Source organism: Bradyrhizobium glycinis (genome assembly GCF_016031655.1).
GTDB lineage: Bacteria > Pseudomonadota > Alphaproteobacteria > Rhizobiales > Xanthobacteraceae > Bradyrhizobium > Bradyrhizobium glycinis.
The window spans coordinates 160,376-187,059 of record NZ_JACCHQ010000016.1; the positions used below are offsets into that span (position 1 = coordinate 160,376).

Here is a 26,684-nt window from a genome sequence, read left to right on the forward strand (position 1 = left end):
CAACGGTATTTTCGAGAGTAATGATCCGCTCCTTCCTGACCGTCTCGACGGGAACGCTGGCGTCGCGCCTCCTGGGTTTTGCCCGCGATTCCCTGATTGCGGCGCTGCTCGGCACCGGCGCCGTGGCGGACGCGTTTCTGGCGGCGTTCCAGCTCGTCAACGTGGTGCGGCGGCTGCTCAGCGAGGGCGCGCTGAACGCGGCGCTGATCCCGGCCTGGCTGGGTGTGCGGGACCGCGACGGGGGTGCGGAAGCCGCCGCGTTCGCCGGACGCGTGCTCGGCACGGTCAGCGCGGCCCTGATCGCGATCTCGCTCCTGATCGCATTGTTGATGCCGCTGATCATGACGGTGATCGCGCCGGGATTCCTCGGCAGCGGCACGCTCGATCTTGCGGTTCAGAACGCGCGGCTGATGCTGCCTTACCTCGCCTTCGCCGGTCCCGTCACCGTGCTGATGGGGCTGCTCAACGCGCAGGGACGCTTCGCGCTGACGGCCTTCTCGCCGCTATTGTTCAACATTGCGCTGATCGCCGCGATCGCGGTGCTGCTCGTCTGGCGGGCAGAGGCCGGCTTCGCGGCGTGGATCCTGGCGGCAACAATCGGCCTCGCCGGCCTGCTGCAATTGCTGATGCTGCTGTCGCAGCGAAGTGCGCGCCTTGCGACACCGCTGCGCGCCAGTTTCGACAAGGAGATGCGCGGCTTCTTCGCCAAGGCGATCCCCGGCATGATCGCAAGCTCGGGGCCGCAATGGCTCATGGTGGCCGGCACGATCATCGCGTCCGCGACGCCGTCCGCGGTGTCCTGGCTCTATTTCGCCAACCGCCTGATCGAGCTGCCGCTCGGCATCGCCGGCGTCGCCATGGGCACGGTGCTGGTGCCGGAGCTGACGCGCGCCGTCGCTAGCTCCGATCGCGACGCGGTGGCGCATGCTGAATCCCGCGCGCTGGAGCTTGCGACCGGGCTGGCGCTGCCGGCCACATTCGGCCTGATCGTGTTGGCCGAGCCGATCGTGCGCCTATTGTTCGAGCATGGCGCGTTCGGCGCGGAGGACAGCACTGCCACTGCGCGCGCGCTGATGTGGCTGGCGCTGGGGCTGCCGGCGCATGTGCTGATCAAGGCGCTGTCGCCGGCGTTCTATGCCCGCAGCGACACGATGACGCCACTCAAGGCCACCGCCAAAGGTGTTGTGGTCGCGGTCGCCCTCGCGGTTCTGCTCGGACATTTTTTCGGCGCGAGCGGGATCGCGGCGAGCATCGCGGCCGGCGCCTGGAGCAGTGCGCTCTCGCTGCTCCGAAAGGGCGCGGGCGAATTCGGCTTCTCGATCGACGCCAGCGCCCGCACGCGATTGCCGCGGATCGTGCTGGCCGCGATCGCCATGGGCGCCTTGCTCTGGCTGACCACGGGACTGGTGCCGGCCGAGACCCATGACTTCAAGATCCATGGCTTGATCAAATTCGTCGTGCTGGCTTTGCAGATCGCGGCCGGGATCGCCGTCTACGGCCTGCTGCTGCAGATCCTCGGCGCCGCCTCCTGGCGCGAGGCGGTTAACGCGTTGAAACGGCCCGGCTGAACCGCCGGCCCAGCGAAAGACCCTTGACGGGGCAGCGCCGCTGTTGGAAACGACGGCCGAATACCTTTGGGAAGGCTGACCATGCCATTCGTTGAACGGGTCTTTTCGGGCGTCCAGCCGACGGGCAATCTGCACCTCGGCAATTACCTCGGCGCCATCGTCAACTTCGTAAAGATGCAGGAAACCCACAATTGCATCTATTGCGTCGTCGACATGCATGCGATCACGCAGGGGGTGGACGTCTGGGGCGGGCCGGTCGAGCTCGCGCGCAACACCCGCGAGGTGACCGCCGCGTTCATCGCGGCCGGCATCGACCCGAAGAAGCACATCGTGTTCAACCAGAGCCAGGTCTCCGGTCATGCCGAGCTCGCCTGGATCTTCAACTGTGTCGCACGCATGGGCTGGCTCGGCCGCATGACCCAGTTCAAGGAGAAGGCCGGCAAGGACCGCGAGAACGCCTCGGTCGGCCTGTTCGATTATCCCGTGCTGATGGCCGCCGACATTCTGCTCTATCGTGCCACCCACGTTCCCGTGGGCGAGGACCAGAAGCAGCATCTCGAACTCTCGCGCGACATCGCGCAGAAGTTCAACAACGACTTCGGCGACTCGATCCGCGCGCAGGGCACCACTGACGGGCTGTTCTTCCCGCTGCCGGAACCCTTGATCACCGGCCCCGCGACGCGCGTGATGAGCCTGCGCGACGGCACTAAGAAGATGTCGAAGTCGGACGCCTCCGACAATTCGCGCATCAATCTCACCGACGATGCCGACACCATCGCGCAGAAGATCCGCAAGGCGAAGACCGATCCTGAGCCGCTGCCGACCGAAGAGAAGGGCCTGGAAGCGCGGCCCGAGGCCGACAATCTCGTCGGCATCTTCGCGGCGCTCTCCGGCCGTTCCAAGGCGGACGTGCTGCGCGATTTTGGCGGCGGCCAGTTCTCCAGCTTCAAGAACGCGCTGGCGGAGCTGTGCGTGACAAAACTCGCGCCGATCGCCGGCGAGATGAAGCGCCTCGTCGCCGACCCCGGCCATATCGACGCGATCCTGAACGAGGGATCCGACCGGGCGCGCGCGATCGCCGACGAGACGATGAAGCTCTCCAAGGACATCGTCGGCTTCATCCGCCGGCGCTAAGGCGCGCTTCGCAAGACCGGCTGGCGCGACAGCGCCGGCCGCTTCGCCTCTCCCAAACATCGCGGGAGTGTGGCAGCATGCTTCCCGTGCACAATCCGGGACATGCATGACCAGCAAGCGACTTTGCTACGAGCCGGGTCACAAGCCCAAATGCCTCGTCATCGTCGACGACAGCGCCGAATGGGATCGCGCCGTCTATTATGCCAGCCGCTGGGCGATCCGCGCCGGCGGCGGCGTGGTGATGCTGCGCATCATCGAGCCGGAACAGCAGAGCCAGGAATGGCTCGGCGTCGCCGACATCATGCGCGCCGAGGCGCAGGAAGCTGCCGAAGCCGCGCTCGACCGCGCCGCGGGCAGAGCCAACGGCATCGCCGCCATCACGCCGGAGCGGGTGATCCGCGAAGGCGAAGCGTTGGAGCAGCTGCTCGCCGTGATCGACGAGGACGCTGACATCGCCATGCTGGTGCTCGCCGCCAATCCCGGCGCGGAAGGGCCCGGGCCTTTGGTCTCGCTCCTCGCACACGCGCTCGGCACGTTCCCGGTCCCGGTGACGATCATCTCGGGCGCGCTGAGCGACCAGAGCGTGGATTCGCTGTCATAGCGGCGGTGCCTCTTACCCTCCCCTGGAGGGGGAGGGGTCGATCGCGCGCAGCGCGAGCGGGGTGGGGTGATCTCTCCACACGGGCACTGTCGCGTGAGGAGAGACCGTCACCCCACCCCGTCTCACGCCTCGCTTCGCTCGACATGAGCCGACCCTCCCCCTCCAGGGGAGGGTAAGAGCGGCCCTAACTCCCTGATATAATTGCGGAACGCCGTTCCGACCCCTTGATCGTGCGTTCCCCGTCGCCATCTGCTAGGGAGAGAGCACGCGCCGGCCTTGAACCGGCGACGTCTGGAGAAAACCATGTTCATTCAAACCGAAGCCACCCCCAATCCCGCCACGCTGAAGTTCATTCCCGGCCGCATCGTGGTCGACGGCAGCCCGGTGGAGTTTTCGAGCCGCGAGCAGGCCACGCGTTCGCCGCTCGCCGAAAAGCTGTTCGAGGTGCCCGGCGTCACCGGCGTGTTCTATGGATCGGACTTCATCACCGTGACCAAAGCGAGCGGTGAATGGCAGCAGCTCAAGCCGGCAATCCTCGGCGCCATCATGGAGCACTACATGTCGGGCGCGCCGCTGCTTGCCGACGGCACGGCCGCGGGCGAGGCCGATCTCGATGACGAAGACGAGTTCTTCGACGAGGCCGACGCCGAGACCGTCGACATGATCAAGGACCTGATCGAGACCCGGGTGCGGCCGGCGGTCGCCAATGACGGCGGCGACATCACCTTCCGCGGCTTCAAGGACGGTATCGTCTATCTCAACATGAAGGGCGCCTGCTCCGGCTGCCCGTCATCGACGGCGACGCTCCAGCACGGCATCCAGAACCTGCTCAAGCACTTCGTGCCCGACGTGGTCGAAGTCCGGCCGATGTAAGCCGGTTACGCCGCCTTCTGCTTGGCGGTGATCAGCTTGCGGTTGATCAAGACTTCCGCGATCTGGATCGCGTTGAGCGCGGCGCCCTTGCGTAAGTTGTCGGACACGCACCAGAGCACGAGGCCGTTCTCCACCGTCGCGTCCTCGCGGATGCGACTGATGTAAGTCGCGTCCTCGCCGGCCGCCTCATAAGGTGTCGCGTAGCCGCCGGGCTCCTGCTTGTCGATGACGAGGCAGCCCGGCGCCTTGCGCAGGATCTCGCGGGCTTCGTCCGCGCTGATCGGATTCTCGAACTCGATGTTGACGGCCTCGGAATGGCCGACGAACACAGGCACGCGCACGCAGGTGGCGGAGAGCTTGATCTTGGGATCCAGGATCTTCTTGGTCTCCGCCATCATCTTCCACTCTTCCTTGGTGTAGCCGTCCTCCATGAAGACGTCGATGTGGGGGATGACGTTGAAGGCGATGCGCTTGGGGAATTTCTTCGCGACCAGCTCGTCATTGGTGTAGACGGCCTTGGTCTGCGAGAACAATTCGTCCATCGCGTCCTTGCCGGCGCCCGACACCGATTGATAGGTCGAGACCACGACGCGCTTGATCGTCGCCTTGTCGTGCAAGGGCTTGAGCGCGACCACGAGCTGCGCGGTCGAGCAGTTCGGGTTGGCGATGATGTTCTTCTTCTTGAAGCCTTCGGTCGCGGCCGCATTCACCTCGGGTACGATCAGCGGCACATCCGGATCCATGCGCCAGGCCGAGGAATTGTCGATCACCACAGCGCCGGCGGCGCCGATCTTGGGCGACCATTCCTTCGACACCGAGCCGCCCGCCGACATCAGGCAGATGTCGACGTCGGAGAAGTCGTAATGCTCGAGCGCTTTCACCTTCAGGGTACGGTCGCCGTAGGAGACCTCGACGCCGACGCTGCGGCGTGAGGCCAAGGCCACGACCTCGTCCGCGGGGAATTTGCGCTCATCCAGGATGTTGAGCATTTCCCGACCGACATTGCCGGTCGCGCCGACGACTGCGACTTTGTAACCCATCGTTCACTCTCCGATGAAAAAGCCCGTTCCCGAAGCTGACGCTTAAACAGGAAGAGCAGCGCTTCTATGCGAGAACCGGCCTCAAGACAACGTTAAGACCATGCCTGAAGGCCGTGGATGCAGTCGCCTGAGGCCGGCACGGCCGTTAGCCCTACCCAGATCCAGCTGACGCTCTTGGCCGTCGCCGACGAGATCGTCGGCACGCTGGCGCATCTGGTCGCCTATGTGGGGGCGCTTGCCCTGTTTGCCATCCTCGCCCTCGCAGACCTCGGACAGCTGCCTGACCTGCGGGGCGATGGTCCTGCGGACAGACCGGGCTGGAGCATCGCCAACCGCTCGCATCCGGCCTTCGCCGTCAGTCGGATCGATTCATCAGAGAAACCAGCCTCTTACATCATCTTTCGGCATCCCGAAGGCGGCCGCAGGGACGTGCTGCGCTGGACCGACATGGCGGACAAGCCGGTGGCCGAGCTCGAGATCTACCGCCAAGGCGCCGAATTCGACGTGACACGGCTGGCGGCCGCGAGTCTGGCCGCTCGGATGGGTTTGGATACAGATGCCCCGTTCGAGCAGGCTGGCCTGATCGACACCAAATTCGGCCCCGTTGCCCTGTTCCGGCCGGTCGGCGCGGCGGAGGGGACGCAGGCCTGCCTCGGCTATCTCAAGCGCTACGAGGAGCCGGGCTTGCAGATCTCCGGCTTCTCCTGCCAGGGCGACAGCTTGCCCGCCCGCCGCGCGGCGATCGCCTGCACGTTGAACCGGCTGACGCTGCTGGCCTCGGGCAACGAGCCGAGGCTGGCGGACTTGTTCGCCCATGCCGAGCTCAGGCGCCGTGGCTGCGACCTAAAGGGTTCGCCGGACTGGCTGCTGGGCGCTGCGAACGCGCAATTGCGCGGAGCGCTTTGACCTGCATCAAGGATTCTGCATCAAGCTCAAGTGGCTGGTTTGCATGCAACTTTTGCCGGCGCGCTCGATTATTCCGAGCTGGTGTGACCCAATTGACCTAGTTGCGTCCGCCCCGGCCGGGCTAGTATGGGGTGAAATCGACTGGCGGCCTGCCGCCTGAAGGGGACGTGATGAGCTTGAAATTTTCTGCCGCGAACAAACTGGCGACATTGCTTGCGGCGGGCGCCGCAATTGCCATCGCGTTCGCGACCCCGGCTTCCGCCGAAACCAGGACCAAGCAGCGCTACGACGAGCGCGGCCGGCCCTATTACGGCCCGAGCGGCCCCAACGCGGTCTACCAGCAGGGCCGCACCCGCATCTATGTGAGCAAGCGCTCGTGGCTGGACGGCGGCACCGAGGTCAATCCGGGCGACCGCAAGTTCACCGACTACGCCTTCCCGCCGGCCGTGGGCTATCCGTCCTTCGCCCGCGAGAACCTCAACCGGCCGATCGACCGCCAGCCGCTCTCGCCGCCGCTGGATGTCGGCGGCTATCCGCAGAACTTCCCGCTGTACTGAGGCGGGCAGCGATCTGAATCAAAATGGCCAGGCTTACGCTCGGCCATTTTTGTTTTCGGGGCGGTGCCGTGGGGCCCTCCCGCTTCTCCATCGTCATTGCGAGCGCAGCGAAGCAATCCAGAATCCCTCCGCGGAGAAATTCTGGATTGCTTCGTCGCCAGCGCAAAATTGCTTCGCAATTTTGTCGCGGGCTCCTCGCAATGACGGCTGAGGCTACGTGTTAGCGCCAAACGCGGGGTCATAGCGCCGGCAAAATTCGTCGATGGCCTCGGAGCGGAAATCACCGAGACGCTCGAAGATCAGCGCATCCGGCCAATCCCACCAGGCAATGCGGCGCAGGCTTGCGGAAACGGTCTCGTCGAAGCGCTTGCGGATCGGACGGGCGGGAACGCCACCGACGATGGTATAAGGCTCGACATCGCGGCTGACGACGGCGCCGGCGGCGATCACTGCGCCGTCGCCGACGCTCACGCCCGGCAGCAGGATGGCGGCGTGGCCGATCCAGACGTCGTTGCCGACGATCACCCGGTCGCTGCGCCTACCTGCGAAGAAGTCGCGGTCGCGCGTCGCGCTCGCCTCGTAATATTCGGGGACATAGGTGAAGCGGTGCTGGGAGGGACGTCCCATCGGGTGGTTCGGCGCACCGATCCGCACCGAGTTGGCGATCGCCGTGAACTTGCCGATCGCGGCATCGGCGACGTCGCAATTTTCGCCAAGATAGGAATAGTCGCCGAGCGAGGCATATTCGATGCGTGTGCCCGCGAGCACCTCGCAGCGGCGCCCGATCTGCGCCTCGCGCAGGCGCACCGTCTCGTGGATGATGGTTTCCGCAATCTTGGGGCGGGGTGAGGCATCCATGAGGCGGCTCCGAGAACAGTTGCGTAGGGTGGGTTAGCGCAGCGTAACCCACCACTCTGGTTTCCGCGGAGAACAGAAGAGGTGGGTTAGCATACAGTCTGCGCTTCGCGCAGCCCGCATGGCTAACCCACCCTACGATTCTGTGCTTGCCGCCTTACGCGTGCAGCTTCTGCAATTCCTTCAGGATCGCTTCGCCCATCTGCGTGGTCGAGGCCGACGTGGTGCCTTCCGACTTGATATCGGCGGTGCGAAGGCCGCTGGCCAGCACGGCGGCGATCGCCTGGTCGACCTTGTCGGCGAGATCGCCCATATCGAAGGAATAGCGCAGCGCCATGCCGAAGGACGAGATCATCGCGATGGGATTGGCGAGGCCCTTGCCGGCGATATCGGGGGCCGAGCCGTGCACGGGCTCGTACAGCGCCTTGCGCTTCTTCGTCTTGACGTCGACCTCGCCGAGCGAGGCCGAGGGCAGCATGCCGAGCGAGCCGGTGAGCATCGCCGCGATGTCGGAGAGCATGTCGCCGAACAGATTGTCCGTGACGATGACGTCGAACTGCTTGGGCCATTTCACCAGCATCATGCCGCCGGAATCGGCGAGCTGATGCTCGAGCGTGACGTCGGGATACTCGCGCTTGTGGACCTGAGTCATGACCTCGTTCCAGAGCACGCCCGACTTCATGACGTTGCGCTTCTCCATCGACGTCACCTTGTTCTTGCGCTTCCTGGCAAGCTCGAAGGCGACGCGGCCGATGCGCTCGATCTCATAGGTGTCGTAGACCTGGGTATCGATGGCGCGCTTCTGGCCGTTACCAAGATCGGTGATGGTCTTGGGTTCGCCGAAATAGACGCCGCCGGTGAGCTCGCGCACGATGACGATGTCGAGGCCCTCGACCGCCTCGCGCTTCAGGCTCGAGGCATCCGCCAGCGCCGGGTAGCACACGGCGGGACGGAGGTTGGCGAACAGCGCGAGATCCTTGCGCAGGCGCAAGAGGCCGGCTTCCGGGCGCACCTCGTAAGGCACGGCATCCCACTTCGGGCCGCCGACCGCGCCGAAGATCACGGCGTCGGCGTCCTTGGCCTTGGCCATGTCGCCTTCGGAGATCGACACCTTGTGCGCGTCATAGGCGGAGCCGCCGACGAGGCCGGTGTCGGTCTCGAACCTGGCGATCCCGGCCGAATTGAGCCAGTCGATCAGCCGCTTCACCTCGCCCATCACCTCGGGGCCGATACCGTCGCCGGGGAGCAGCAGCAGTTTGTGGGTCGCCATGGTCGTCACCTCAGATTTTTTCGTCATTGCCGGGCTTGACCCGGCAATCCAGCTTTTTTGAAGGATGGATGCCCTAGCCCGGGCATGACGAGCGGGATGAATTTCGGCCGGAGTGCTAGAGCGGCGTTGCGCGCTTGGCAAGACACCATTGCCGGGGTGCGGCTGTGCAAGGCGGGCGGGGCCTGCCACACTGGACAGGCCGGAGTATCCCTTTGCACGCACCTGACCGCGCCCCGTCCTACGCGCATCCCGCACGGCTGATCCTAACCCTGTCGCTCGCCGCCACCGTCGGTCTCGGCATCGGCCGCTTCGCCTATGCGCTGGTGCTGCCGGACATGCGGGAGGACCTCGGCTGGTCCTACTCAGCGGCCGGTTTCATGAACACGATCAACGCCGTCGGCTATCTCGTCGGCGCGCTGGTGGCGTCCCGCCTGATCCAGCGCGTCGGCTGGGCCGCCGCAATCCGCGGTGGAACCGTCGCCTGCGTCGTCGCGCTCGCCACCTGCGCGCTGACGGGGAATTTCGTCGCGCTGAGCCTGGCGCGCCTGGTGCTGGGCCTGGGCGCGGCGGCCGGCTTCGTCGCCGGCGGCGCGCTTGCCGCCACCATCGCCCAGTCGCGGCCCGAACGCGCCAATTTCCTGCTGAGCCTGTTCTATGCCGGACCCGGCATCGGCATCCTGTCCTCGGGGCTGATCGCCCCGTTCACGCTCCAATATTTTGGGCCAGGTTCGTGGTGGATCGTGTGGTGGGCGCTGACGCTGCTGTCGGTCGCGATGACGATCCCGCTGTTTCTGATCCGCATCGAGAGCAGTGTCCGCTTTTCGGAAGCCGGTCACGGCGCGTTCGCGATCCTCCCCGTGCTGATCTATCTCGCCGCCTACTTCCTTTTCGGCGCCGGCTACATCGCCTACATGACCTTCATGATCGCATATGTGCGCGACGGCGGCGGCGGGGCCGCGGCGCAGGCTGCGTTCTGGGGCCTGATTGGTCTATCCGCGTTCGTGACGCCCTGGGCCTGGCGCAGCGTGCTGGCGCTCGATCGCGGCGGACTTGCCACCGCCATCATCCTCGGCACCAACGCAGCTGGCGCAGCCTTGCCGATGCTCGGGCATTCGCCGGCCTGGCTCGCGGTCTCCGCGATCGTGTTCGGCGTCGCCTTCTTCGCCGTGGTCGGCTCGACAACCGCCTTCGTCCGCTTCAACTATCCGCCGCCTGCGTGGCCGACCGCGATCGCGGCGATGACGATCTCGTTCGGCATCGGCCAGACGCTCGGGCCGATCGTGGTCGGCGCGATCACGGATGCGTTGGGGAGCTTGAGCTACGCGCTGAATGTGTCGGCGGCGCTGCTGGCGCTCGGGGCTCTGGCGGCGTTGTGCCAGCGGAAGGTGGGGCCGACCAAGCAATCGGTGCCGTAGGGTGGATTAGCGAAGCGTAATCCACCAACTTCGCTCGGCAACTGCGGAAGTATGGTGGATTACGCCCACCGACTGCGCTTCGCGCAGCCGCTCGGCTAATCCACCCTACGACAGCGGAGCTAGCTTCCACTGAACGAATTATACCCCTGGTCTTCCCAATAGCCGCCCTTGTAGTCGTTGGTGACTTCCATCGAGACCACGTATTTCGGGTTCTTGAAGCCGAGCTTGGTCGGTACGCGGATCTTCATCGGGAAGCCGTAGGCGCGCGGCAGGATCTCATTGGCGTATTTGAATGTCATCTGGGTCTGCGGATGCAGCGCGCTGCGCATGTCCAAGGGCGAGTTGTAGCCGTCCTTGTCGGCGCACTGGAACCAGACATATTTCGCCCGCGTGTCGGCACCGATCAGTTTCAAGAAATCGCGCATGGGCGTGCCGGTCCAGCTGCCGATCGCGCTCCAGCCCTCGACGCAGATGTGACGCGTGATCTGCGTGACCTGGGGCAACTTGTAGAGCTCCTCCAACGTCCAGGACTTCTTGTTGTCGACGAGGCCGCGCACCTCGAGCTTCCAGTCCGCGGCCGAGATGTCAGGCGCATCGTCGAGATCGTAATAGGCGTTGAACGGGAACGGCTTGGTGATCGCGCTTTCGGGGAAGGTCGGCGCCAGCGCGTCGGGATTGAAAATGAAGGCCTGCACCGCGTCGTTGAATTTCGAGACGCTCTTCAGCATCTCCTCGGCCGAGGAGGAATCGACGACGTCGCAGCCGGTGAGCAGCGTCAGCGCGCCCAAGCTGGCGCCGCCCGCGATGAAGCGGCGGCGGGTGACGTCAGGCATGGTCTTGATGGAGTCCTTGATCAGCAATCGTTTGTCGACGCCGGGGATCAGGAAGGGACGCTTGGCCATGATAATTCTCCTAATCAGCGGCCAATGATCATCGCGCGCAGGCTCTTCGGCACCAGCAGCGCAAGCAGGACGTGAATGACGAGGAAGGCGCAGATCGCGGCCATGCAGAAGAAGTGGACATAGCGCGCGGCCGGATAATCGCCGAACAGCATCACGAGATAATAGAGCTGCACGGGCTTCCACATCGCAAGGCCCGACAGCACGATCAGCACGCCGACCACGATGATGCCGGCATAGAGCAGCCGCTGCACGTAATTGTAGACGGTGAGATCGTCATGGCCGAGCTTGAAGGTCAGCGCAGCCCTGACGTCATGGAGCACGCCGGATGCCGTGATCGGCAGCAGCTTCTTGCGGAAGCGGCCGGTGGCAAAGCCCGTGACGAGATACGCGAGGCCGTTGATCATCAGCAGCCACATCGCCGCAAAATGCCAGAGCAGGCCGCCGCCGAGCCAGCCGCCGAGCGTGTATTCACGCGGAAAGCGGAAGTCGAACAGCGGCGAGGCGTTGTAGATCTGCCAGCCCGACAGGATCATCAGGATCATGGCGAAGGCGTTGACCCAATGCATGACCCGCACCCAGGCCGGCTGGATCACTTTGGACTTGGTAGCCCTGACCTGCTCGTCGGTGACTGTGAGGCTCGCCATGGCGGGTTCCATTCTGGGGTCGTGTGACAGCGATTATACGCCGGTGTTTCGGCTTTCGTTACATCCCGTCCGCCATCGGATCGATGCCGTACGGCTATTGTGGTCACAAAAAAGCGAGCCGGGTATCCCCGGCTCGCGGTCCAAAGGCCATCCTGTTCGGGGATGAAACAGGATCGTGCGGTGTTACGTCGCCGGCATCAGCACGGTGTCGACCACATGGATCACGCCGTTCGACTGGTTGACGTTGGAGATCGTCACCATGGAGGTGCCGCCCTTGGCGTCGACGATCCAAACCTTGCCGTCCATTTTCTTGACTGTCAGCTCCTCGCCTTCTGCGGTCGTCAGCTTCTTGCCGTCGGTGAGGTCGGAGGCCGCGAGCTTGCCGGGCACGACATGGTAGGTGAGGATCTTGGCCAGCGTCGCCTTGTTCTCCGGCTTGACCAGATTGTCGACGGTGCCGGCCGGCAGCTTGCCGAAGGCGGCGTTTGTGGGCGCGAACACTGTGAACGGGCCCTTGCCTTCGAGCGTCGGCACCAGACCGGCCGCCTTCACCGCCGCCACCAGCGTGGTGTGGTCCTTGGAGTTGACCGCGTTCTGGACGATGTTCTTGGACGGGTACATCGCGGCGCCGCCGACCATCACGGTCTTTTCCTCGGCACTGACGGGCGCGACGACGGTCGCGGTGAGGGCCAGGGCGCTGAAGGCGGCGGCAGCGAGATAGGCAATGCGCTTCGACATGAGAGAATCTCCCGATTGAATTGAGACCGGCGATGGCCGGCGTTGAGTTGGGGCAACAACGGCGCCTGCGACAATTGAGGGTGATGCAGCAGTGCCGTCGTTGGACCGAACTACGGGAGGGTTTGGCGCGCGGTTTCGAGGAAAAATTCTTTGTGATGGGTGAAACTATCGGCGGGGATGTTCGTGGGGTCCATCCGCTGTCATTGCGAGGAGCCCTTGCGACGAAGCAATCCAGATTTTGTCCGCGGACGCATTCCTGGATTGCTTCGCTTCGCTCGCAATGACGAGCCACAGTTATGGGCCAATCAATCCCTGTTATTCGGGGTCTGAATGAACCCGCGATTATGCGTCGGGCTGATCAGCACTTCGTTGATGCAGACTCTGGCCGGCATGCTCGCGATGAAGGCGATGGTACGGCCGAGGTCTTCCGGCTGCAGCATCTTCGCCTGCTCGGCTTCGCTCGGCACCACCGGGCGCAGCTTCAGGATCGGCGTCGCCACCTCGCCCGGCATCAGGCAGCAGGCGCGCAGGCCGTTGACGCATTCGTCCATGTTGAAGGAATGGGTCAGCGCCAGCACCGCGTGCTTGGTGGTGGTGTAGGCCGGGCCCGGCATCTTCGAGACGTGACGGCCGGCCCAGGACGAGACGTTGATGATGGAACCGTCCTGCTGCTGGCGCATCGTCGGCAGTACGGCGCGCATGCAATAAAGCACGCCGTTGAGATTGACCTGGACCAGTCTGTCCCAGCCCTCCAACTCCATGTCCTTCCAGCTGCGCTTGGGGACATTGATGCCGGCATTGTTGACGAGCAGGTCGATGCGGCCGTGCTTGGCGACGATCTGATCGGCCGCCTTCTGGGCTGCGGCCGCGTGGGAGACGTCGAGCGCAATGGCCTCGGCCGCGCCTCCTGCTTTCGTGATCTTCGCGACCACGGCATCCAGCGCATCCCTGCGCCGGCCCGAGACCACCACCGTCCAGCCGTCGGCAGCCAACGCCTCAGCGCCGGCCTCCCCAATCCCACTGCCACCGCCCGTGACCCAGGCCACGCGTTTTCCGTTTCTTGACATGCAAACTGTCTCCGTTGCTTCATCGGGGCGGTTTTTGCTAATCCAGCCCTCGGTTTTGACCGGCCTCAAGCCGGCGAGGAATGTTGCATGAACCAAGCTGCCGACGCCAACCTGTTTTCCCGCCTGTTCGACGGCCTGGACGATCCGACACGGCTCGCCATCGAGACGCATGACGGCGCCCCTATCAGCTATGGCGATCTGATCGCGCGCGCCGGCCAGATGGCGAACGTGCTGGTCGCGCGCGGCGTCAAGCCCGGCGACCGCGTCGCGGTGCAGGTGGAAAAGTCGGTCGCCAACATCGTGCTCTATCTCGGCACGGTGCGCGCCGGCGCGGTCTTTCTGCCGCTGAACACGGCCTATACGCTCAACGAGCTCGACTACTTCATCGGCGATGCCGAGCCATCGCTCGTGGTCTGCGATCCCTCCAAGGCGGAGGGGCTCGCGCCGATCGCAGGCAAGGTGAAGGCCAAGGTCGAGACGCTCGGGGCTGACGGCAAGGGTTCCTTGACGGAGGCCTCAGACAAAGCGAGCCGCGAGTTCACGACAGTGCCGCGCGAAAATGACGATCTCGCCGCGATCCTCTATACCTCGGGCACGACAGGGCGCTCCAAGGGCGCGATGCTGACGCATGACAATCTGGCGTCCAACTCGCTCTCGCTCGTCGACTATTGGCGCTTCACCGACAAGGACGTCCTGATCCACGCGCTGCCGATCTACCACACCCACGGCCTGTTCGTGGCGACCAACGTGACGCTGTTCGCGCGTGCCTCGATGATCTTTCTGCCGAAGCTCGATCCGGACCTGATCATCAAGCAGATGGCACGCGCGACGGTGCTGATGGGCGTGCCGACCTTCTACACCCGCCTGCTGCAGAACCCAGCGCTGTCGCATGAGACGACGAAGCACATGCGGCTGTTCATCTCGGGCTCGGCGCCACTCTTGGCCGAGACCCATCGCGAATGGTCGGCGCGCACGGGCCATGCCGTGCTCGAGCGCTACGGCATGACCGAAACCAACATGAACACCTCGAACCCCTACGATGGCGAGCGCGTGCCCGGCGCCGTCGGCTTCCCGCTGCCGGGTGTCTCTGTGCGCGTCACCGATCCCGAGACGGGGAAAGAGCTGCCGCGCGAGGAAATCGGCATGATCGAGGTGAAGGGGCCGAACGTCTTCAAGGGCTATTGGCGCATGCCGGAGAAGACTAAGGCCGAATTCCGGCCCGACGGCTTTTTTATCACCGGCGATCTCGGCAAGATCGATGCGAAGGGTTACGTGCACATCCTCGGTCGCGGCAAGGATCTCGTCATCTCCGGCGGCTTCAACGTGTACCCGAAGGAAATCGAGAGCGAGATCGATGCCATGCCCGGCGTGGTGGAGTCCGCCGTGATCGGCGTGCCGCATGCCGATTTCGGCGAGGGCGTCACCGCCGTGCTGGTGCGCCAGCCCGGCGCGAGCATCGATGAAGCAGCCGTGCTGAAGGGCCTCGAAGGGCGCCTCGCGAAGTTCAAGATGCCGAAGCGCGTCTTCGTGGTCGACGAGCTGCCGCGCAACACCATGGGCAAGGTGCAGAAGAACATCTTGCGCGAGACGTACAAGGACATTTACGCGAAGAAATGAGGGGGCTCCGCCCTTTCGGCGTCATTGCGAGGAACTCTTGCGACGAAGCAATCCAAGCTGCCTCTGCGGAACGATTCTGGATTGCTTCGCTGCGCTCGCAATGACGGAGGTCGTAGCGGCTACAGCCCGCCCACAAGGCTCAGCACAAACCGGCTGCCGACGATCAACAGATAACACCCGAACGCCACTTCCAGCCTGCGCTTGGACATTGCATGCGCGGCTCGCACGCCCAGCGGCGCGGTGACGAGGCTCATCGGCATCACCAGCACGGCGCCGATCAGCGAGACGTAACCGAGGGTGAACGGGATTTGCAGCGCGGCGACGCTCGGATAGTTGGCGGCAGCAGGCCAGCCGGCGTAGATGTAGCCGAGCGCGCCGGGAATCGAGATCAGCACCGCGAGAGCCGACGAGGTCGCGACCGCCTGATGAATGGGACGGCTGTAGAAGGTCATCAGCAGGTTCGAGAACAGGCCGCCGCCGATGCCCATCAGGGTCGAGAGGATGCCGACGCAGAAGCCGTAGACGCGCATCAACAGTCCCTTCGGCAGATCATCGCCGAGCTTCCAGGTCTCGCGCGCGAAGATCAGCCGGATTGCGGCTGACCAGGCCACGGCGACGAAGACGATCTTGAACAGCCGCTCCGACGCGAACCGCGCGACCACGCTGCCGGCGATGACGCCGATCAGGATCGGCAGCCACCAGACGCGCAGGATCGCCATGTCGACTGCGCCGCGCTTGTAGTGCGCCCGGAACGAGCGGATCGAGGTTGGAATGATCCCGGCGAGCGAGGTGCCGACGCAGAGCGGCATCCGCACCTCCAGCGGGACGCCGGCGATGCGGAAGCATTCGTAGAACACCGGCACGGGTATAGCGCCGCCGCCGATGCCGAATACGCCGGCCAGAAAGCGCGCCGGTGGCGATCAGCAGCAGCGCGAGCTCGATGATCTCCCTGATATCAAGACCTGCAATCACCCCAGACCTGCGCGGCGCCCGGTCTGCCCGCCCGAGACGCACGTTCGGAGCCGGCCGCATCGGCAGCTGTAGGCGATCCGATTTAGGCGGTCGACACGTCGCGCGGCCCGGCTGGGGTGGAATGCAGGCTGCGCATATCGGTCCGCAGCGCGAGACCGGTGCGCGCGTCGAGAACCGCAATCGGACAACATCCGGGCCGGTTCGCGCGCAGCATCATTCCCTGGCCGAGTTGCGACCACGGGGGCTCGGGGGCGGCTTAGAGGCGTTCCAATAGTGATTTCAATGCGCCGCGACGCCTGCGCTGAAGGAATGAATTTCTATTCTCATTTTCGTTGGCGAACCGATATGCTGGTATACCAAGACCCGGATTGGCCTTGGTTCATCAAGGCCATAGAGCTGAACCACAGTTCGGTTTATGGCGATTTGGTGATTGCGCAGGCCAAATCGACTCCGTAAATAGAGCCAACCTTTCGCGATCCCCGCGCGCCCCATGCTGGGCCGCAACAAACATCAAAAGCCGCCCATGACCGCACGGATCGAACGACCGCTTTCGCCGCACATCCAAACCTATCGCTGGACGCTGACGATGGCGCTGTCCATCGTCCATCGCGCCACCGGTATCGCCCTCTATGTCGGAACCCTGCTGCTGGTCTGGTGGCTGGTTGCCGCGGCATCCGGCCCGGCCGCCTATGCCCATGTCCAGGCCTTCTCGAGCAGCATCATCGGCCGGCTCATCGTGTTCGGCTACACCTGGGCCCTAATGCACCATATGCTTAGCGGCATCCGGCATTTCGTCTGGGATCTCGGCTACGGCTTCAAGGCCAATGAGCGCGAAGCGCTGACCTGGGGCGCCCTGATCGGCGGCATCGCGCTGACGGTGCTGATCTGGATCATCGCCTATGCGAACGGAGGCGGCCGATGAGCTTCGACGAATCCCACGGCTCTCCGAGGCGTCCCTCGATGCGCACGCCGCTCGGTCGCGTCCGCAATCTCGGCGCCGCGCATTCCGGCACATCCGATTTCTGGCGTCAGCGCATCACCGGCGTTGCCATGACGCTGCTGATGATCCCGGCGCTCGTGATCATCATGATGCTGCTCGGCCGCAACCAAGTCTACGCGGCGCAGACCCTGAGCTCCATTCCCGTTGCGGTGATCCTGCTCCTCTTCATCTTCGCCAGCGCCTGGCACATGAAGATCGGCATGCAGGTGGTGATCGAGGACTACGTCCATAACGAGAAGCTGAAGCTCACCGCGATCATGCTCAACAATTTCTTCTCGGTCGCCGTGGCGCTCGCCTCGACCTACGCGATCCTGAAGCTTTCTTCCGGAGTGTAACCCATGGCCGCTGAGACGAATGGCAAGGGCATCGGCGCTCCCGCCACCAACGGAAAAGCCTATCCGATCGAAGACCACACCTATGACGTCGTCGTGGTCGGCGCCGGCGGCGCAGGCCTGCGCGCGGTGGTCGGCTGCAGCGAAGCCGGCCTTCGCACCGCCTGCATCACCAAGGTGTTTCCGACCCGTTCGCACACCGTCGCGGCGCAGGGCGGCATCTCCGCTTCGCTCGGCAACATGCACAAGGACGACTGGCGCTGGCACATGTACGACACCGTGAAGGGGTCGGACTGGCTCGGGGACCAGGACGCGATCGAATACATGGTGCGCAACGCGCCCGACGCGGTTTACGAGCTCGAGCATTGGGGCGTGCCGTTCTCGCGCACCGAGGACGGCAAGATCTACCAGCGTCCGTTCGGTGGCATGACCACCGAGTTCGGCAAGGCCCAGGCGCAGCGCACCTGCGCCGCCGCCGACCGCACCGGCCATGCCATGCTGCACACGATGTACGGCCAGTCGCTGCGCCACGCGGCCGAGTTCTTCATCGAGTTCTTCGCCATCGACCTGATCATGGACGACCAGGGCACCTGCCGCGGCGTCATTGCGCTCAAGCTCGACGACGGCACGCTGCATCGCTTCCGCGCCCAGACCACGATCCTGGCGACCGGCGGCTACGGCCGCGCCTATGCCTCGTGCACGTCGGCACACACCTGCACCGGCGACGGCGGCGGCATGGTGCTGCGCGCCGGCCTGCCGATGCAGGACATGGAGTTCGTGCAGTTTCACCCGACCGGCATCTACGGCTCGGGCTGCCTCGTCACCGAGGGTGCGCGCGGCGAAGGCGGCTATCTCGTCAATTCCGAGGGCGAGCGCTTCATGGAGCGTTATGCGCCGTCGGCCAAGGACCTCGCCTCGCGCGACGTCGTCTCGCGCGCGATGACCATCGAGATCCGCGAGGGTCGCGGCGTCGGCAAGAAGAAGGACCACATCTTCCTGCATCTCGACCATCTCGATCCTGCCGTGCTCGCCGAGCGCCTGCCCGGCATCTCGGAATCGGCAAAGATCTTCGCCAATGTCGACGTGACGCGCGAGCCGATCCCGATCGTGCCGACCGTGCATTACAACATGGGCGGCATCCCCACGAACTATCACGGCGAGGTGCTGACCAAGAAGGACGGCGACGACAACGCGGTGATCCCGGGCCTAATGGCGATCGGCGAAGCCGCCTGCGTGTCCGTGCACGGCGCCAACCGCCTCGGCTCCAACTCGCTGATCGACCTCGTCGTGTTCGGCCGCGCCGCAGCGCTCCGCCTCGCAGAAAAGCTCACGCCCAATGCCAAGCAGCCCGAACTGCCGGCGAACTCGGCCGAGATGGCGCTCGGCCGCCTCGACCATTACCGCTATGCCTCAGGCGGCACGCCGACCGCGAAGCTGCGCGAAGGCATGCAGCACGTGATGCAGAACAATTGCGCGGTGTTCCGCACCGGCGAGGTGCTGAGCGAAGGCCAGAACCTGATCGCGAAGGTCCACAGCGGCATCACCGACATCGCCGTCTCCGACCGCTCGCTGGTGTGGAATTCGGACCTCGTCGAGACGCTCGAGTTCGACAACCTGATCTCGCAGGCGGTGGTGACGATGAACTCGGCCGCCAACCGCACCGAGAGCCGCGGCGCCCATGCCCGCGAGGATTTCTCCGAACGCGACGACCAGAACTGGATGAAGCACACGCTGGCCTGGCTGGACGATGCCGGCAAGGTCAGGATCGAGTATCGCCCGGTTCACAACTACACCATGACCAACGACGTGCAGTACATCCCGCCGAAGGCGCGTGTGTATTGATCATTGTCGTGCGCGGGCTCGACCCGCGCATCCATCCTTCAAAAAGGATGGATTGCCGGGTCAAGCCCGGCAATGACGACGAAACCTGAGGCAGGACTTATGGTTGAATTCGCACTTCCGAAGAACTCCAAGATCACCGGCGGCAAGACCTGGCCGAAGCCCGCGGGCGCGACAGAGGTTCGCGAGTTCAAGGTCTATCGCTGGAATCCGGACGACGGCAAGAATCCGAGCGTCGACACCTATTACGTCGACACCAATGATTGCGGTCCTATGGTGCTGGACGGCCTGATCTGGATCAAGAACCACATCGACCCCTCGCTAACCTTCCGCCGTTCCTGCCGCGAAGGCGTCTGCGGCTCCTGCGCCATGAACATCGACGGCCAGAACACGCTGGCCTGCACCAAGTCGATGCACGACGTGAAGGACGGCGCGGTGAAGATCAACCCGCTGCCGCACCAGCCGGTGGTGAAGGACCTCGTCCCTGACCTTACCAATTTCTACGCGCAATACGCCTCGGTCGAGCCCTGGCTGAAGACGACCTCGCCGACGCCGCAGAAGGAGTGGCGCCAGAGCCACGAGGACCGCGAGAAGCTCGACGGCCTCTACGAGTGCATCCTCTGCGCCTGCTGCTCGACCTCCTGCCCAAGCTATTGGTGGAACAGCGAGCGCTATCTCGGCCCCGCCGCGCTGCTCCAGGCCAACCGCTGGGTCTCGGATTCCCGGGATGAGGCGACCGGCGAGCGGCTCGACAATCTCGAGGACCCGTTCCGGCTCTATCGCTGCCACACCATCATGAACTGCGCCAAGGCCTGCCCGAAGGGCCTCAACCCGGCCGAAGCCATCGCCGAACTCAAGCTCAAGATGGTCGAGCGCCAGATCTGAGGCGAAGTCACCCTTCCGCCCCGGCCAAACCGGGCGGGATGTCCTGCATTTGCCGTCAATTCGAGCAGAATCTCCTCTGACCCGCTCGGCGCGCAACTTTTCGGCTCGCAACCAGCGGTTCCAGCACAAGTTGCTTCCTTCCTCACGCGGGATTCAGTTAAGCTCCCGTCAGGGACGGAGCGACTGTGCAGAGGGCGCAACGCAACTCGCTGAGGCTGTTGCAGTGGATGATGGCGGCATCCCTGGCGCTCCCGATTGGGCTGTTCGCCGTCGCCGCCGCGATCTCCTACACATCGACCAACGATACCGCCGACCGCGAGATCGAGCGCACGGTCGACGTCGCGCATGAGCACGCGCTCAAGGTATTCGAGACCATCGACCGCAGCCTCGCCGAGCTCAACGAGGTCGTGCGCGGCCTGCCCGACGGCATCATCCGCGAGCGGGAGCCGACGCTGCATCGCCGGCTGAAGCGGCTGAGCGATTCGCTGCCGCAGCTCAAATCGGCCTGGATCTTCGATGCGAACGGAAAGGCGCTGGTCAACAGCCTCGTCTCTCCGCCGCCCGACCTGAGCTTTGCCGATCGCGACTACTTCTATGCCCATGTCGACCAGAGCATCGGCACGTTCATCGGCACGGCCCTGACGCCGCGGCCGCCCTATCAGGGCGCCCGCTTCTTTGGGGTCAGCCGCCGCCGCGAGTCCGACGACGGTCGCTTCATCGGCGTGATCCAGGCCTCCGTGCTGCCGGAATATTTCGAAAGCTTCTATGCCAGGATCGGCACCGATCCCGGCAGCTTCTTCGCGATGGGACGCACCGACGGCGCAATGCTCGCGCATTTCCCCCGGCTCGACCACGAGCTTCGGCTCGATCCGACCGGACCGGTGGGACAGAAGATCGCGACCCGGCCCGAGCACGGCCTCATCACGGTCGCCTGGCCTTCGGACGGGATCGAGCGGCGCATCGCCTACCGGCGCGTCGCCGAATATCCGATCTATGTCAGCGCCGGGCTGGAGACTTCTGCGATCCGCGCACGCTGGCTCGCCACCATCGGCCAGCATCTGGTGTTCGGCATTCCCGCCACCGCGCTGCTGTTCCTGTTGCTGGCGCTCGCGCTGCGGCGCACCCAGCACCTTCAGGCCGAAGCTGCAAGGCGGCGCGAGGCCGAGGAGGCGCTCAAGCACAGCCAGCGCCTGGAAGCGCTCGGCCAGCTCACCGGCGGCGTGGCGCACGACTTCAACAACCTCCTGACGGTGATCCGCGCTTCGGTCGATCTCTTGAACCGTCCGCAGCTGACGGAGGAGCGGCGACAGCGCTACATCACCGCCATTGCCGATTCGGTGGCGCGTGCGGCCAAGCTGACCTCGCAGCTGCTCGCCTTTGCGAGGCGCCAGACCCTCAAGCCGGAGGTGTTCGACGTCGGCGCGCGGCTGCAGTCGCTGCACGACATGCTCGCCACGCTGCTGGGCCCCGCGATCGAGATCGTCATGCAGCTGCCGGCGGAGCCGTGCCTCGTCAATGCCGATGCCAGCCAGTTCGAGACGGCGTTGATCAACATGGCGACCAATGCGCGCGATGCCATGCGGGGCCAAGGACGAGTCGTTTTCAGGGTCGAGGCCACGACGACCGTTCCGGATGCGCTGGTGCAGCTTTCGGCCAGCCCGGGCATGGCAGACCACGGCTTCGTCCGCGTAACCGTCAGCGATACCGGCGTCGGCATTCCCGCCGCCCGGCTCGGTCGCATCTTCGAGCCGTTCTTCACCACCAAGCCGGTCGGCCACGGCACCGGCCTCGGGCTGTCCCAGGTGTTCGGCTTCGCCCGACAGTCCGGCGGCGAAGTGACCGTGGCGAGCGAGGTGGGGCACGGCAGCACCTTCTCGCTCTATCTGCCGCGCGTGCCGCCCGACCTGCTTCCCCAGCGCCAAGCCCCCAACACGGCGCCGGCGGTGGCCGGCAGCGGCATGTCGGTGCTGATTGTCGAGGACAATATCGAGCTGGCCAATTTCGCCGCCGATGGCCTTACCCAGCTCGGCTACAGCATCACTCTGGTCGACAACGCAACCGACGCGCTCGCCGAGCTCGTCGTCGACGCCGACCGCTTCGACGTTGTGTTCTCGGACGTGGTAATGCCCGGGATGACCGGGCTCGATCTGGCGCAGGCGATCCGCGAGCGCGGCATCAGCGTGCCGGTCGTGCTGACCACCGGCTATAGCCAGGTGCTGTCGCAGGAGGGTGCCGGCGGCTGCGATCTGGTCCAAAAGCCCTATTCGATCGAGGAATTGTCGCGCATTCTGCATCGGGCGGCGCGGATCCGACGCGTGAGGGACGGGGCCGCCGAATAGGGCCGGCGGAACCTCGCAGGAACCGGCCGAGTTCCCTTCGCGTTGTCCGCCCATGTACAAGCCGGCTGCGACGCGCGAACAGGGCAAGAAGCCGCCCATCATCGATATCCAAGGCGAGAACGGCGATGAAGTGACACCGCCGCCGCCCGAGCTGGTCGAACCCGACCCCGAACTGTCACCCGAGGAAGCCGAGCAGGTCCGCAAGGATTATCTGCTGACGCGATTCTGGATCAGCGCCCGCGGCTTCTGGGGCCGCAACGGCGACCGCCTCGCCTGGCCGTTCTCGATCGGTCTCGGCCTGCTGATCGTGCTGACCGTCGGCTTCCAATACGGCATCAATGTCTGGAATCGCGCAATCTTCGACGCGATCGAGCAGCGCGACGCGACGAGCGTCCTCCATCTCACCGCGATGTTCTTCCCGCTCGCGATCGGCAGCATCGTGCTCGGCGTCGCCCAGGTGTTCGCGCGCATGGGCATCCAGCGGCACTGGCGGGCCTGGCTGACCGCGAGCGTGCTGACGCGGTGGCTCAAGAACGGTCGCTATTACCAGCTCAATCTCGTGGGCGGCGACCACAAGAATCCGGAATACCGAATCGCGGAGGATCTGCGCATTGCGACTGACGCGCCGGTCGATTTCCTCGCCGGCGTGACGTCCGCACTGCTGTCGGCCGTGACCTTCATCGTCGTGCTCTGGACCATCGGCGGCGCTCTCACCGTGACGTTCGGCGGCTCGTCGGTGACCATTCCCGGCTTCCTCGTGATCGCCGCGATGCTCTACGCCGCGATCGCTTCGGGCTCGATCATGACGATCGGCCGGCGCTTCGTACAGGTCTCCGAGGACAAGAACCAGGCCGAGGCCGAGTTCCGCTACACGCTGACACGCGTGCGCGAGAACGGCGAGAGCATCGCCCTGCTCGGCGGCGAGCAGGAGGAGCGCGACGGCATCGATCGCAATTTTACCCGCGTGCTGCGGCAATGGGCGCGACTCGCCGGCCAGCACATGCGCACCACGCTGGTGTCGCAAGGATCGAGCCTTGTCGCACCGGTCGTGCCGCTCCTGCTTTGCGCGCCAAAATTCCTCGACGGCAGCATGACGCTGGGGCAGCTGATGCAGGCGGCCTCCGCCTTCACCATCGTGCAGAGCGCGTTCGGCTGGTTGGTCGACAATTATCCGCGGCTGGCCGACTGGAACGCCTGTGCGCGCCGGATCGCCTCGCTGATGATGTCGCTCGACGGCCTCGAACGCGCCGAGCAGGGCGACGGCATCGGCCGCATCAAGCTCGGCGAGACGCACAACGAGGCGATACTGGAGCTGCGCGACCTCTCCGTCACGCTCGATGATGGCACCGCAGTGGTCGGCGAGACAGCGGTGGTGATCGAACCGGGCGAGCGGCTGCTGGTCGCCGGCGAATCCGGCACCGGCAAGAGCACGCTGGTGCGCGCCATTGCCGGGCTATGGCCATGGGGCGAGGGTAGCGTCAATTTCCATCCCGACCGGCGGCTGTTTATGCTGCCGCAGCGTCCCTACGTGCCCACCGGATCGCTGCGCCGCGCCGTCACCTATCCCGGGGCCGCAGAGGATTGGACCATCGAGGAGATCGGGGAAGTCCTGCACAAGGTCGGCCTCGACCATCTCAAGGAGAAGATCGAGGAGGAGGGCCCGTGGGACCAGACGCTGTCGGGCGGCGAGAAGCAGCGCCTCGCCTTCGCGCGGCTGCTGCTGCACAGCCCCGATATCATCGTCCTCGATGAAGCGACCTCGGCGCTCGACGAGAAGAGCCAGGACAAGATGATGAAGATCATCACCGAGGAGCTGCCGAAGGCGACCATCGTCAGCGTCGCGCATCGCGCCGAGCTGGAGGCTTTCCACAGCCGCAAGATCGTGCTGGAGCGGCGCAAGGGCGGCGCCAAGCTCGTCAGCGATGTCGACCTGATTCCGCGCAAGGGCAGGCGCAAGCTGCTCGGGCGGTTCTTGAGGCAGCGCAAGGCGCCGAAGAAGGCGGCGTGAGGCTCTCTCCGTCGTCCCGGACAAGCGCGCCCCAAGCGCGCGCAGATCCGGGACGACACCTGTGATCGAGCGTTGGAGTCCCGAATAAAACCGGCTATGCATGCGCCGCTGCAACGAGGATCTGCTGCTTGACGTCCGACAATGCTCCTTCGTCCGCGCCGTTCGGCGCGTTCGCGCCCAATGCGGCGCAGGCCGCGATCATCCGCCTCGCGCAAGCGTCGGGACTGAAGCGCGGCGCATTCCGGCCGTGGATGTCGCGGCTGGTCAACCTGCTGCGCAGCGGCCCTGTCGACGTGCAATATCAGGGCGCCTCGTTCCGCCTCCATCACCAGGGCAGTGCGACCGAGCGCGGCGCGCTGTTCAATCCCGACTATAATCTCGACGAGCTCGACTTCCTGCGCCAGCACACGCCTGCGGGCGGCACGTTCGTCGATGTCGGTGCCAATGTGGGCACCTTTGCACTGGTGATGGCGCGGCAGGTCGGGCCATCCGGAAAAGTGGTGGCGATCGAGCCGCATCCGCTGACGTTTGGGCGGCTCTCTTTCAACCACGCCGCGTCGAAGGCGCCGCAGGTACGCCTGGTGCAGGCCGCCGCGGGCGACAGCGACGGCGAGCTGATGATCGAGAGCGGCGGCGGCAACCTCGGCGCCACCCACGTGGTCACCGGCACGGCCAGTGCCGAGGCCATCAAGGTGCCGTCGCGGCGCCTGGTGCGCATTCTGCAGGAGGCCGGCGTCGGCCAGGTCGATTCGCTCAAGATCGACGTCGAAGGCTTTGAGGACCGCGTGCTGATCGGCTTCTTCCGCGACGCGCCACAATCGCAATGGCCGCGTGCTGTCGTGATCGAGCATCTGTCACAAAACGAATGGCAGCAGGATTGTATTGCCGACATGGTCGGGCGCGGCTTTACGATCGCACGCAAGACACGAAGCAATACGTTTCTGTCCCGCTGACACGGATGAACAAGGGAGGTTGCGATGATCGATCATCTGGGTTTCTCCGTCTCCGACTATGAGCGCGCCAAGGCGTTCTATACGAAGGCACTGGCGCCGCTCGGCTACAGCCTGATCATGGAAGTCACGGCCGAGCAGACCGGTCACGCTGCCGCCGCAGGCTTCGGTGCCGAGGGCAAGCCCGACTTCTGGATCGGCGGCGAAGGCGCGATGAACAAGCCGGTGCATGTCGCCATCCGCGCCAAGGATCGCGCCACAGTCGATGCGTTCTACAAGACGGCGATGGCGGCCGGCGGCCGCGACAACGGCCCGCCCGGCATCCGCCCGCATTATCATGCGAACTATTACGGCGCCTTCGTGCTCGACCCTGATGGCCACAATATCGAAGCGGTCTGCCACGCACCCGAATAAGGCGCGTTTCACGCCACGCGTAAAGGGAACATCGGCACGGCATCATCGTTATCGTCTTCTGGATAATCGATCACGAAGGTGCCGATGCCGATCGAGCCGCCTGAGATTCCGCCGGCAACCCCGGGGACTCCGACCGAACCGCCTCCTGGAATCCCGCCAGGCAATCCGCAACCCGATATCACGCCGCCAATGCACGAGCCCGGCGAGACACCGCGGCCGGATGAACTGCCCGGCCATATGCCCGAAGAGATTCCACGACGCGGACCGAACGGGCCGCTCACGCCCAATCCGGCGACGGATGCAATTCCGCCGCGGGATCACACGTGAACGGGCGAAGCAATGTAAGGCGATTGCCACCAGCGTCTGAATGCGCAATGAACGTTGCCATAGTGAGATGATTTGCGTGCAGAAATAAATCGGGCCGCGGTTGCATCGCCCGCCACAATGCGGCCTAACGCGTAGCCGTTCATCACGACACTTCGACAAAGAACCTTCCGGGGAAGTTCACCATCATGACCAACCTTCGTTTCGTGCTGCTTGCGACGACGGCTCTGACCGCGATGCAATTGGCCAACACCGCATCGCATGCACAAGACGCCGCGCCGTTCGTCGTCGCGCAGGCCCAGCCGCAGGACACGGGCCCTGACGGAAAACCGAAGCAGCCGCCGAAGGGACCACCGGCAGCCGCGCCGCCTGCAGCTCCCGCGCGCCCCGCCGCGCCGCCGCCCGCGGCTGCACCGCCCCATCCGCCTGCAGCT

General features: G+C 64.9%; 24 protein-coding genes and 2 pseudogenes. 18 read left to right on the top strand and 8 right to left on the bottom strand.

What is annotated here, in order from left to right:
- Positions 1 to 20 precede the first annotated feature (20 nt).
- From murJ to HZZ16_RS22790, 4 genes are all read left to right on the top strand, one after another.
- Positions 21 to 1,568 (top strand): murein biosynthesis integral membrane protein MurJ, encoded by a 1,548-nt coding sequence (murJ, locus tag HZZ16_RS22775; RefSeq protein WP_197951908.1) that lies wholly within the window; start codon positions 21 to 23, stop codon positions 1,566 to 1,568.
- Positions 1,569 to 1,649: 81 nt separating this feature from the next.
- Entirely contained in the window at positions 1,650 to 2,702 is a 1,053-nt protein-coding gene (gene trpS, locus HZZ16_RS22780) for a tryptophan--tRNA ligase (RefSeq protein WP_197951911.1), read from the top strand.
- Between the two features lie 106 nt (positions 2,703 to 2,808).
- Positions 2,809 to 3,303 (top strand): universal stress protein, encoded by a 495-nt coding sequence (locus HZZ16_RS22785; RefSeq protein WP_197951913.1) that lies wholly within the window; start codon positions 2,809 to 2,811, stop codon positions 3,301 to 3,303.
- Positions 3,304 to 3,606: 303 nt separating this feature from the next.
- A complete protein-coding gene (locus HZZ16_RS22790) occupies positions 3,607 to 4,176 on the top strand; it encodes a NifU family protein (protein ID WP_197951915.1) in 570 nt (189 codons plus the stop codon).
- 5 nt (positions 4,177 to 4,181) lie between these two features.
- On the opposite strand, the gene HZZ16_RS22795 is transcribed toward HZZ16_RS22790, so the two are convergent.
- Positions 4,182 to 5,216, bottom strand: coding sequence for an aspartate-semialdehyde dehydrogenase (locus tag HZZ16_RS22795; protein ID WP_197951917.1), 1,035 nt, complete (start codon positions 5,214 to 5,216; stop codon positions 4,182 to 4,184).
- A gap of 117 nt (positions 5,217 to 5,333) precedes the next feature.
- Between HZZ16_RS22795 and HZZ16_RS22800 the strand changes: the two genes are divergently transcribed.
- The gene (locus tag HZZ16_RS22800) at positions 5,334 to 6,122 is read left to right on the top strand and encodes a hypothetical protein (protein ID WP_197951919.1); all 789 of its coding nucleotides are present in this window, start codon (positions 5,334 to 5,336) and stop codon (positions 6,120 to 6,122) included.
- A 170-nt stretch (positions 6,123 to 6,292) separates the two neighbouring features.
- Positions 6,293 to 6,679 (top strand): hypothetical protein, encoded by a 387-nt coding sequence (locus HZZ16_RS22805; RefSeq protein WP_197951921.1) that lies wholly within the window; start codon positions 6,293 to 6,295, stop codon positions 6,677 to 6,679.
- A gap of 213 nt (positions 6,680 to 6,892) precedes the next feature.
- On the opposite strand, the gene HZZ16_RS22810 is transcribed toward HZZ16_RS22805, so the two are convergent.
- A complete protein-coding gene (locus HZZ16_RS22810; RefSeq protein WP_197951923.1) occupies positions 6,893 to 7,537 on the bottom strand; it encodes a DapH/DapD/GlmU-related protein in 645 nt (214 codons plus the stop codon).
- 154 nt (positions 7,538 to 7,691) lie between these two features.
- A complete protein-coding gene (gene leuB / locus HZZ16_RS22815; protein WP_197951925.1) occupies positions 7,692 to 8,804 on the bottom strand; it encodes a 3-isopropylmalate dehydrogenase in 1,113 nt (370 codons plus the stop codon).
- Between the two features lie 212 nt (positions 8,805 to 9,016).
- Between leuB and HZZ16_RS22820 the strand changes: the two genes are divergently transcribed.
- On the top strand, positions 9,017 to 10,219 hold the full coding sequence (locus HZZ16_RS22820) for a YbfB/YjiJ family MFS transporter (protein ID WP_197951927.1): 1,203 nt from the start codon (positions 9,017 to 9,019) through the stop codon (positions 10,217 to 10,219).
- A gap of 119 nt (positions 10,220 to 10,338) precedes the next feature.
- Here HZZ16_RS22820 and HZZ16_RS22825 read toward each other — a convergent pair whose 3' ends face one another.
- The 4 genes from HZZ16_RS22825 to HZZ16_RS22840 all read right to left on the bottom strand — a co-directional run bounded on the left by HZZ16_RS22825 (position 10,339) and on the right by HZZ16_RS22840 (position 13,570).
- Positions 10,339 to 11,121, bottom strand: a complete 783-nt coding sequence (locus HZZ16_RS22825) for a molybdopterin-binding protein (protein WP_197951929.1) — start codon at positions 11,119 to 11,121, stop codon at positions 10,339 to 10,341.
- 14 nt (positions 11,122 to 11,135) lie between these two features.
- The gene (locus HZZ16_RS22830; protein ID WP_197951931.1) at positions 11,136 to 11,765 is read right to left on the bottom strand and encodes a cytochrome b/b6 domain-containing protein; all 630 of its coding nucleotides are present in this window, start codon (positions 11,763 to 11,765) and stop codon (positions 11,136 to 11,138) included.
- Between the two features lie 183 nt (positions 11,766 to 11,948).
- Entirely contained in the window at positions 11,949 to 12,503 is a 555-nt protein-coding gene (locus HZZ16_RS22835; RefSeq protein ID WP_197951933.1) for a fasciclin domain-containing protein, read from the bottom strand.
- A gap of 305 nt (positions 12,504 to 12,808) precedes the next feature.
- Entirely contained in the window at positions 12,809 to 13,570 is a 762-nt protein-coding gene (locus HZZ16_RS22840) for an SDR family oxidoreductase (RefSeq protein WP_197951935.1), read from the bottom strand.
- An 87-nt stretch (positions 13,571 to 13,657) separates the two neighbouring features.
- Here HZZ16_RS22840 and HZZ16_RS22845 point away from each other — a divergent pair, with 87 nt between their 5' ends.
- Entirely contained in the window at positions 13,658 to 15,187 is a 1,530-nt protein-coding gene (locus HZZ16_RS22845) for a malonate--CoA ligase (protein WP_197951937.1), read from the top strand.
- A gap of 119 nt (positions 15,188 to 15,306) precedes the next feature.
- Here the strand turns inward: HZZ16_RS22845 and HZZ16_RS22850 are convergent.
- Positions 15,307 to 16,159: pseudogene (locus HZZ16_RS22850) on the bottom strand (sulfite exporter TauE/SafE family protein).
- A 523-nt stretch (positions 16,160 to 16,682) separates the two neighbouring features.
- Here HZZ16_RS22850 and sdhC point away from each other — a divergent pair.
- From sdhC to HZZ16_RS22895, 10 genes and pseudogenes are all read left to right on the top strand, one after another.
- Positions 16,683 to 17,081: a succinate dehydrogenase, cytochrome b556 subunit gene (sdhC, locus tag HZZ16_RS22855; protein WP_025033170.1), complete on the top strand. Its 399-nt coding sequence runs from the start codon at positions 16,683 to 16,685 to the stop codon at positions 17,079 to 17,081.
- The gene (gene sdhD / locus HZZ16_RS22860) at positions 17,078 to 17,494 is read left to right on the top strand and encodes a succinate dehydrogenase, hydrophobic membrane anchor protein (RefSeq protein ID WP_197951940.1); all 417 of its coding nucleotides are present in this window, start codon (positions 17,078 to 17,080) and stop codon (positions 17,492 to 17,494) included. The genes sdhC and sdhD overlap by 4 nt, the downstream gene beginning before the upstream one ends.
- A gap of 3 nt (positions 17,495 to 17,497) precedes the next feature.
- Positions 17,498 to 19,333, top strand: a complete 1,836-nt coding sequence (sdhA, locus tag HZZ16_RS22865) for a succinate dehydrogenase flavoprotein subunit (protein ID WP_197951942.1) — start codon at positions 17,498 to 17,500, stop codon at positions 19,331 to 19,333.
- 99 nt (positions 19,334 to 19,432) lie between these two features.
- Positions 19,433 to 20,215: a succinate dehydrogenase iron-sulfur subunit gene (locus HZZ16_RS22870; RefSeq protein ID WP_197951944.1), complete on the top strand. Its 783-nt coding sequence runs from the start codon at positions 19,433 to 19,435 to the stop codon at positions 20,213 to 20,215.
- A 185-nt stretch (positions 20,216 to 20,400) separates the two neighbouring features.
- Complete coding sequence (locus tag HZZ16_RS22875) at positions 20,401 to 22,554, top strand: hybrid sensor histidine kinase/response regulator family protein (RefSeq protein WP_197951946.1); 2,154 nt, start codon at positions 20,401 to 20,403, stop codon at positions 22,552 to 22,554.
- Positions 22,555 to 22,606: 52 nt separating this feature from the next.
- On the top strand, positions 22,607 to 24,562 hold the full coding sequence (locus HZZ16_RS22880; protein WP_197951949.1) for an ABC transporter ATP-binding protein/permease: 1,956 nt from the start codon (positions 22,607 to 22,609) through the stop codon (positions 24,560 to 24,562).
- 128 nt (positions 24,563 to 24,690) lie between these two features.
- On the top strand, positions 24,691 to 25,515 hold the full coding sequence (locus HZZ16_RS22885; RefSeq protein ID WP_197951951.1) for an FkbM family methyltransferase: 825 nt from the start codon (positions 24,691 to 24,693) through the stop codon (positions 25,513 to 25,515).
- A 24-nt stretch (positions 25,516 to 25,539) separates the two neighbouring features.
- Complete coding sequence (locus HZZ16_RS22890) at positions 25,540 to 25,926, top strand: VOC family protein (protein WP_197951953.1); 387 nt, start codon at positions 25,540 to 25,542, stop codon at positions 25,924 to 25,926.
- An 84-nt stretch (positions 25,927 to 26,010) separates the two neighbouring features.
- Complete coding sequence (locus tag HZZ16_RS37290) at positions 26,011 to 26,253, top strand: hypothetical protein (protein ID WP_246510312.1); 243 nt, start codon at positions 26,011 to 26,013, stop codon at positions 26,251 to 26,253.
- A gap of 185 nt (positions 26,254 to 26,438) precedes the next feature.
- Positions 26,439 to 26,684: pseudogene (locus HZZ16_RS22895) on the top strand (OmpA family protein); the annotation flags it as partial.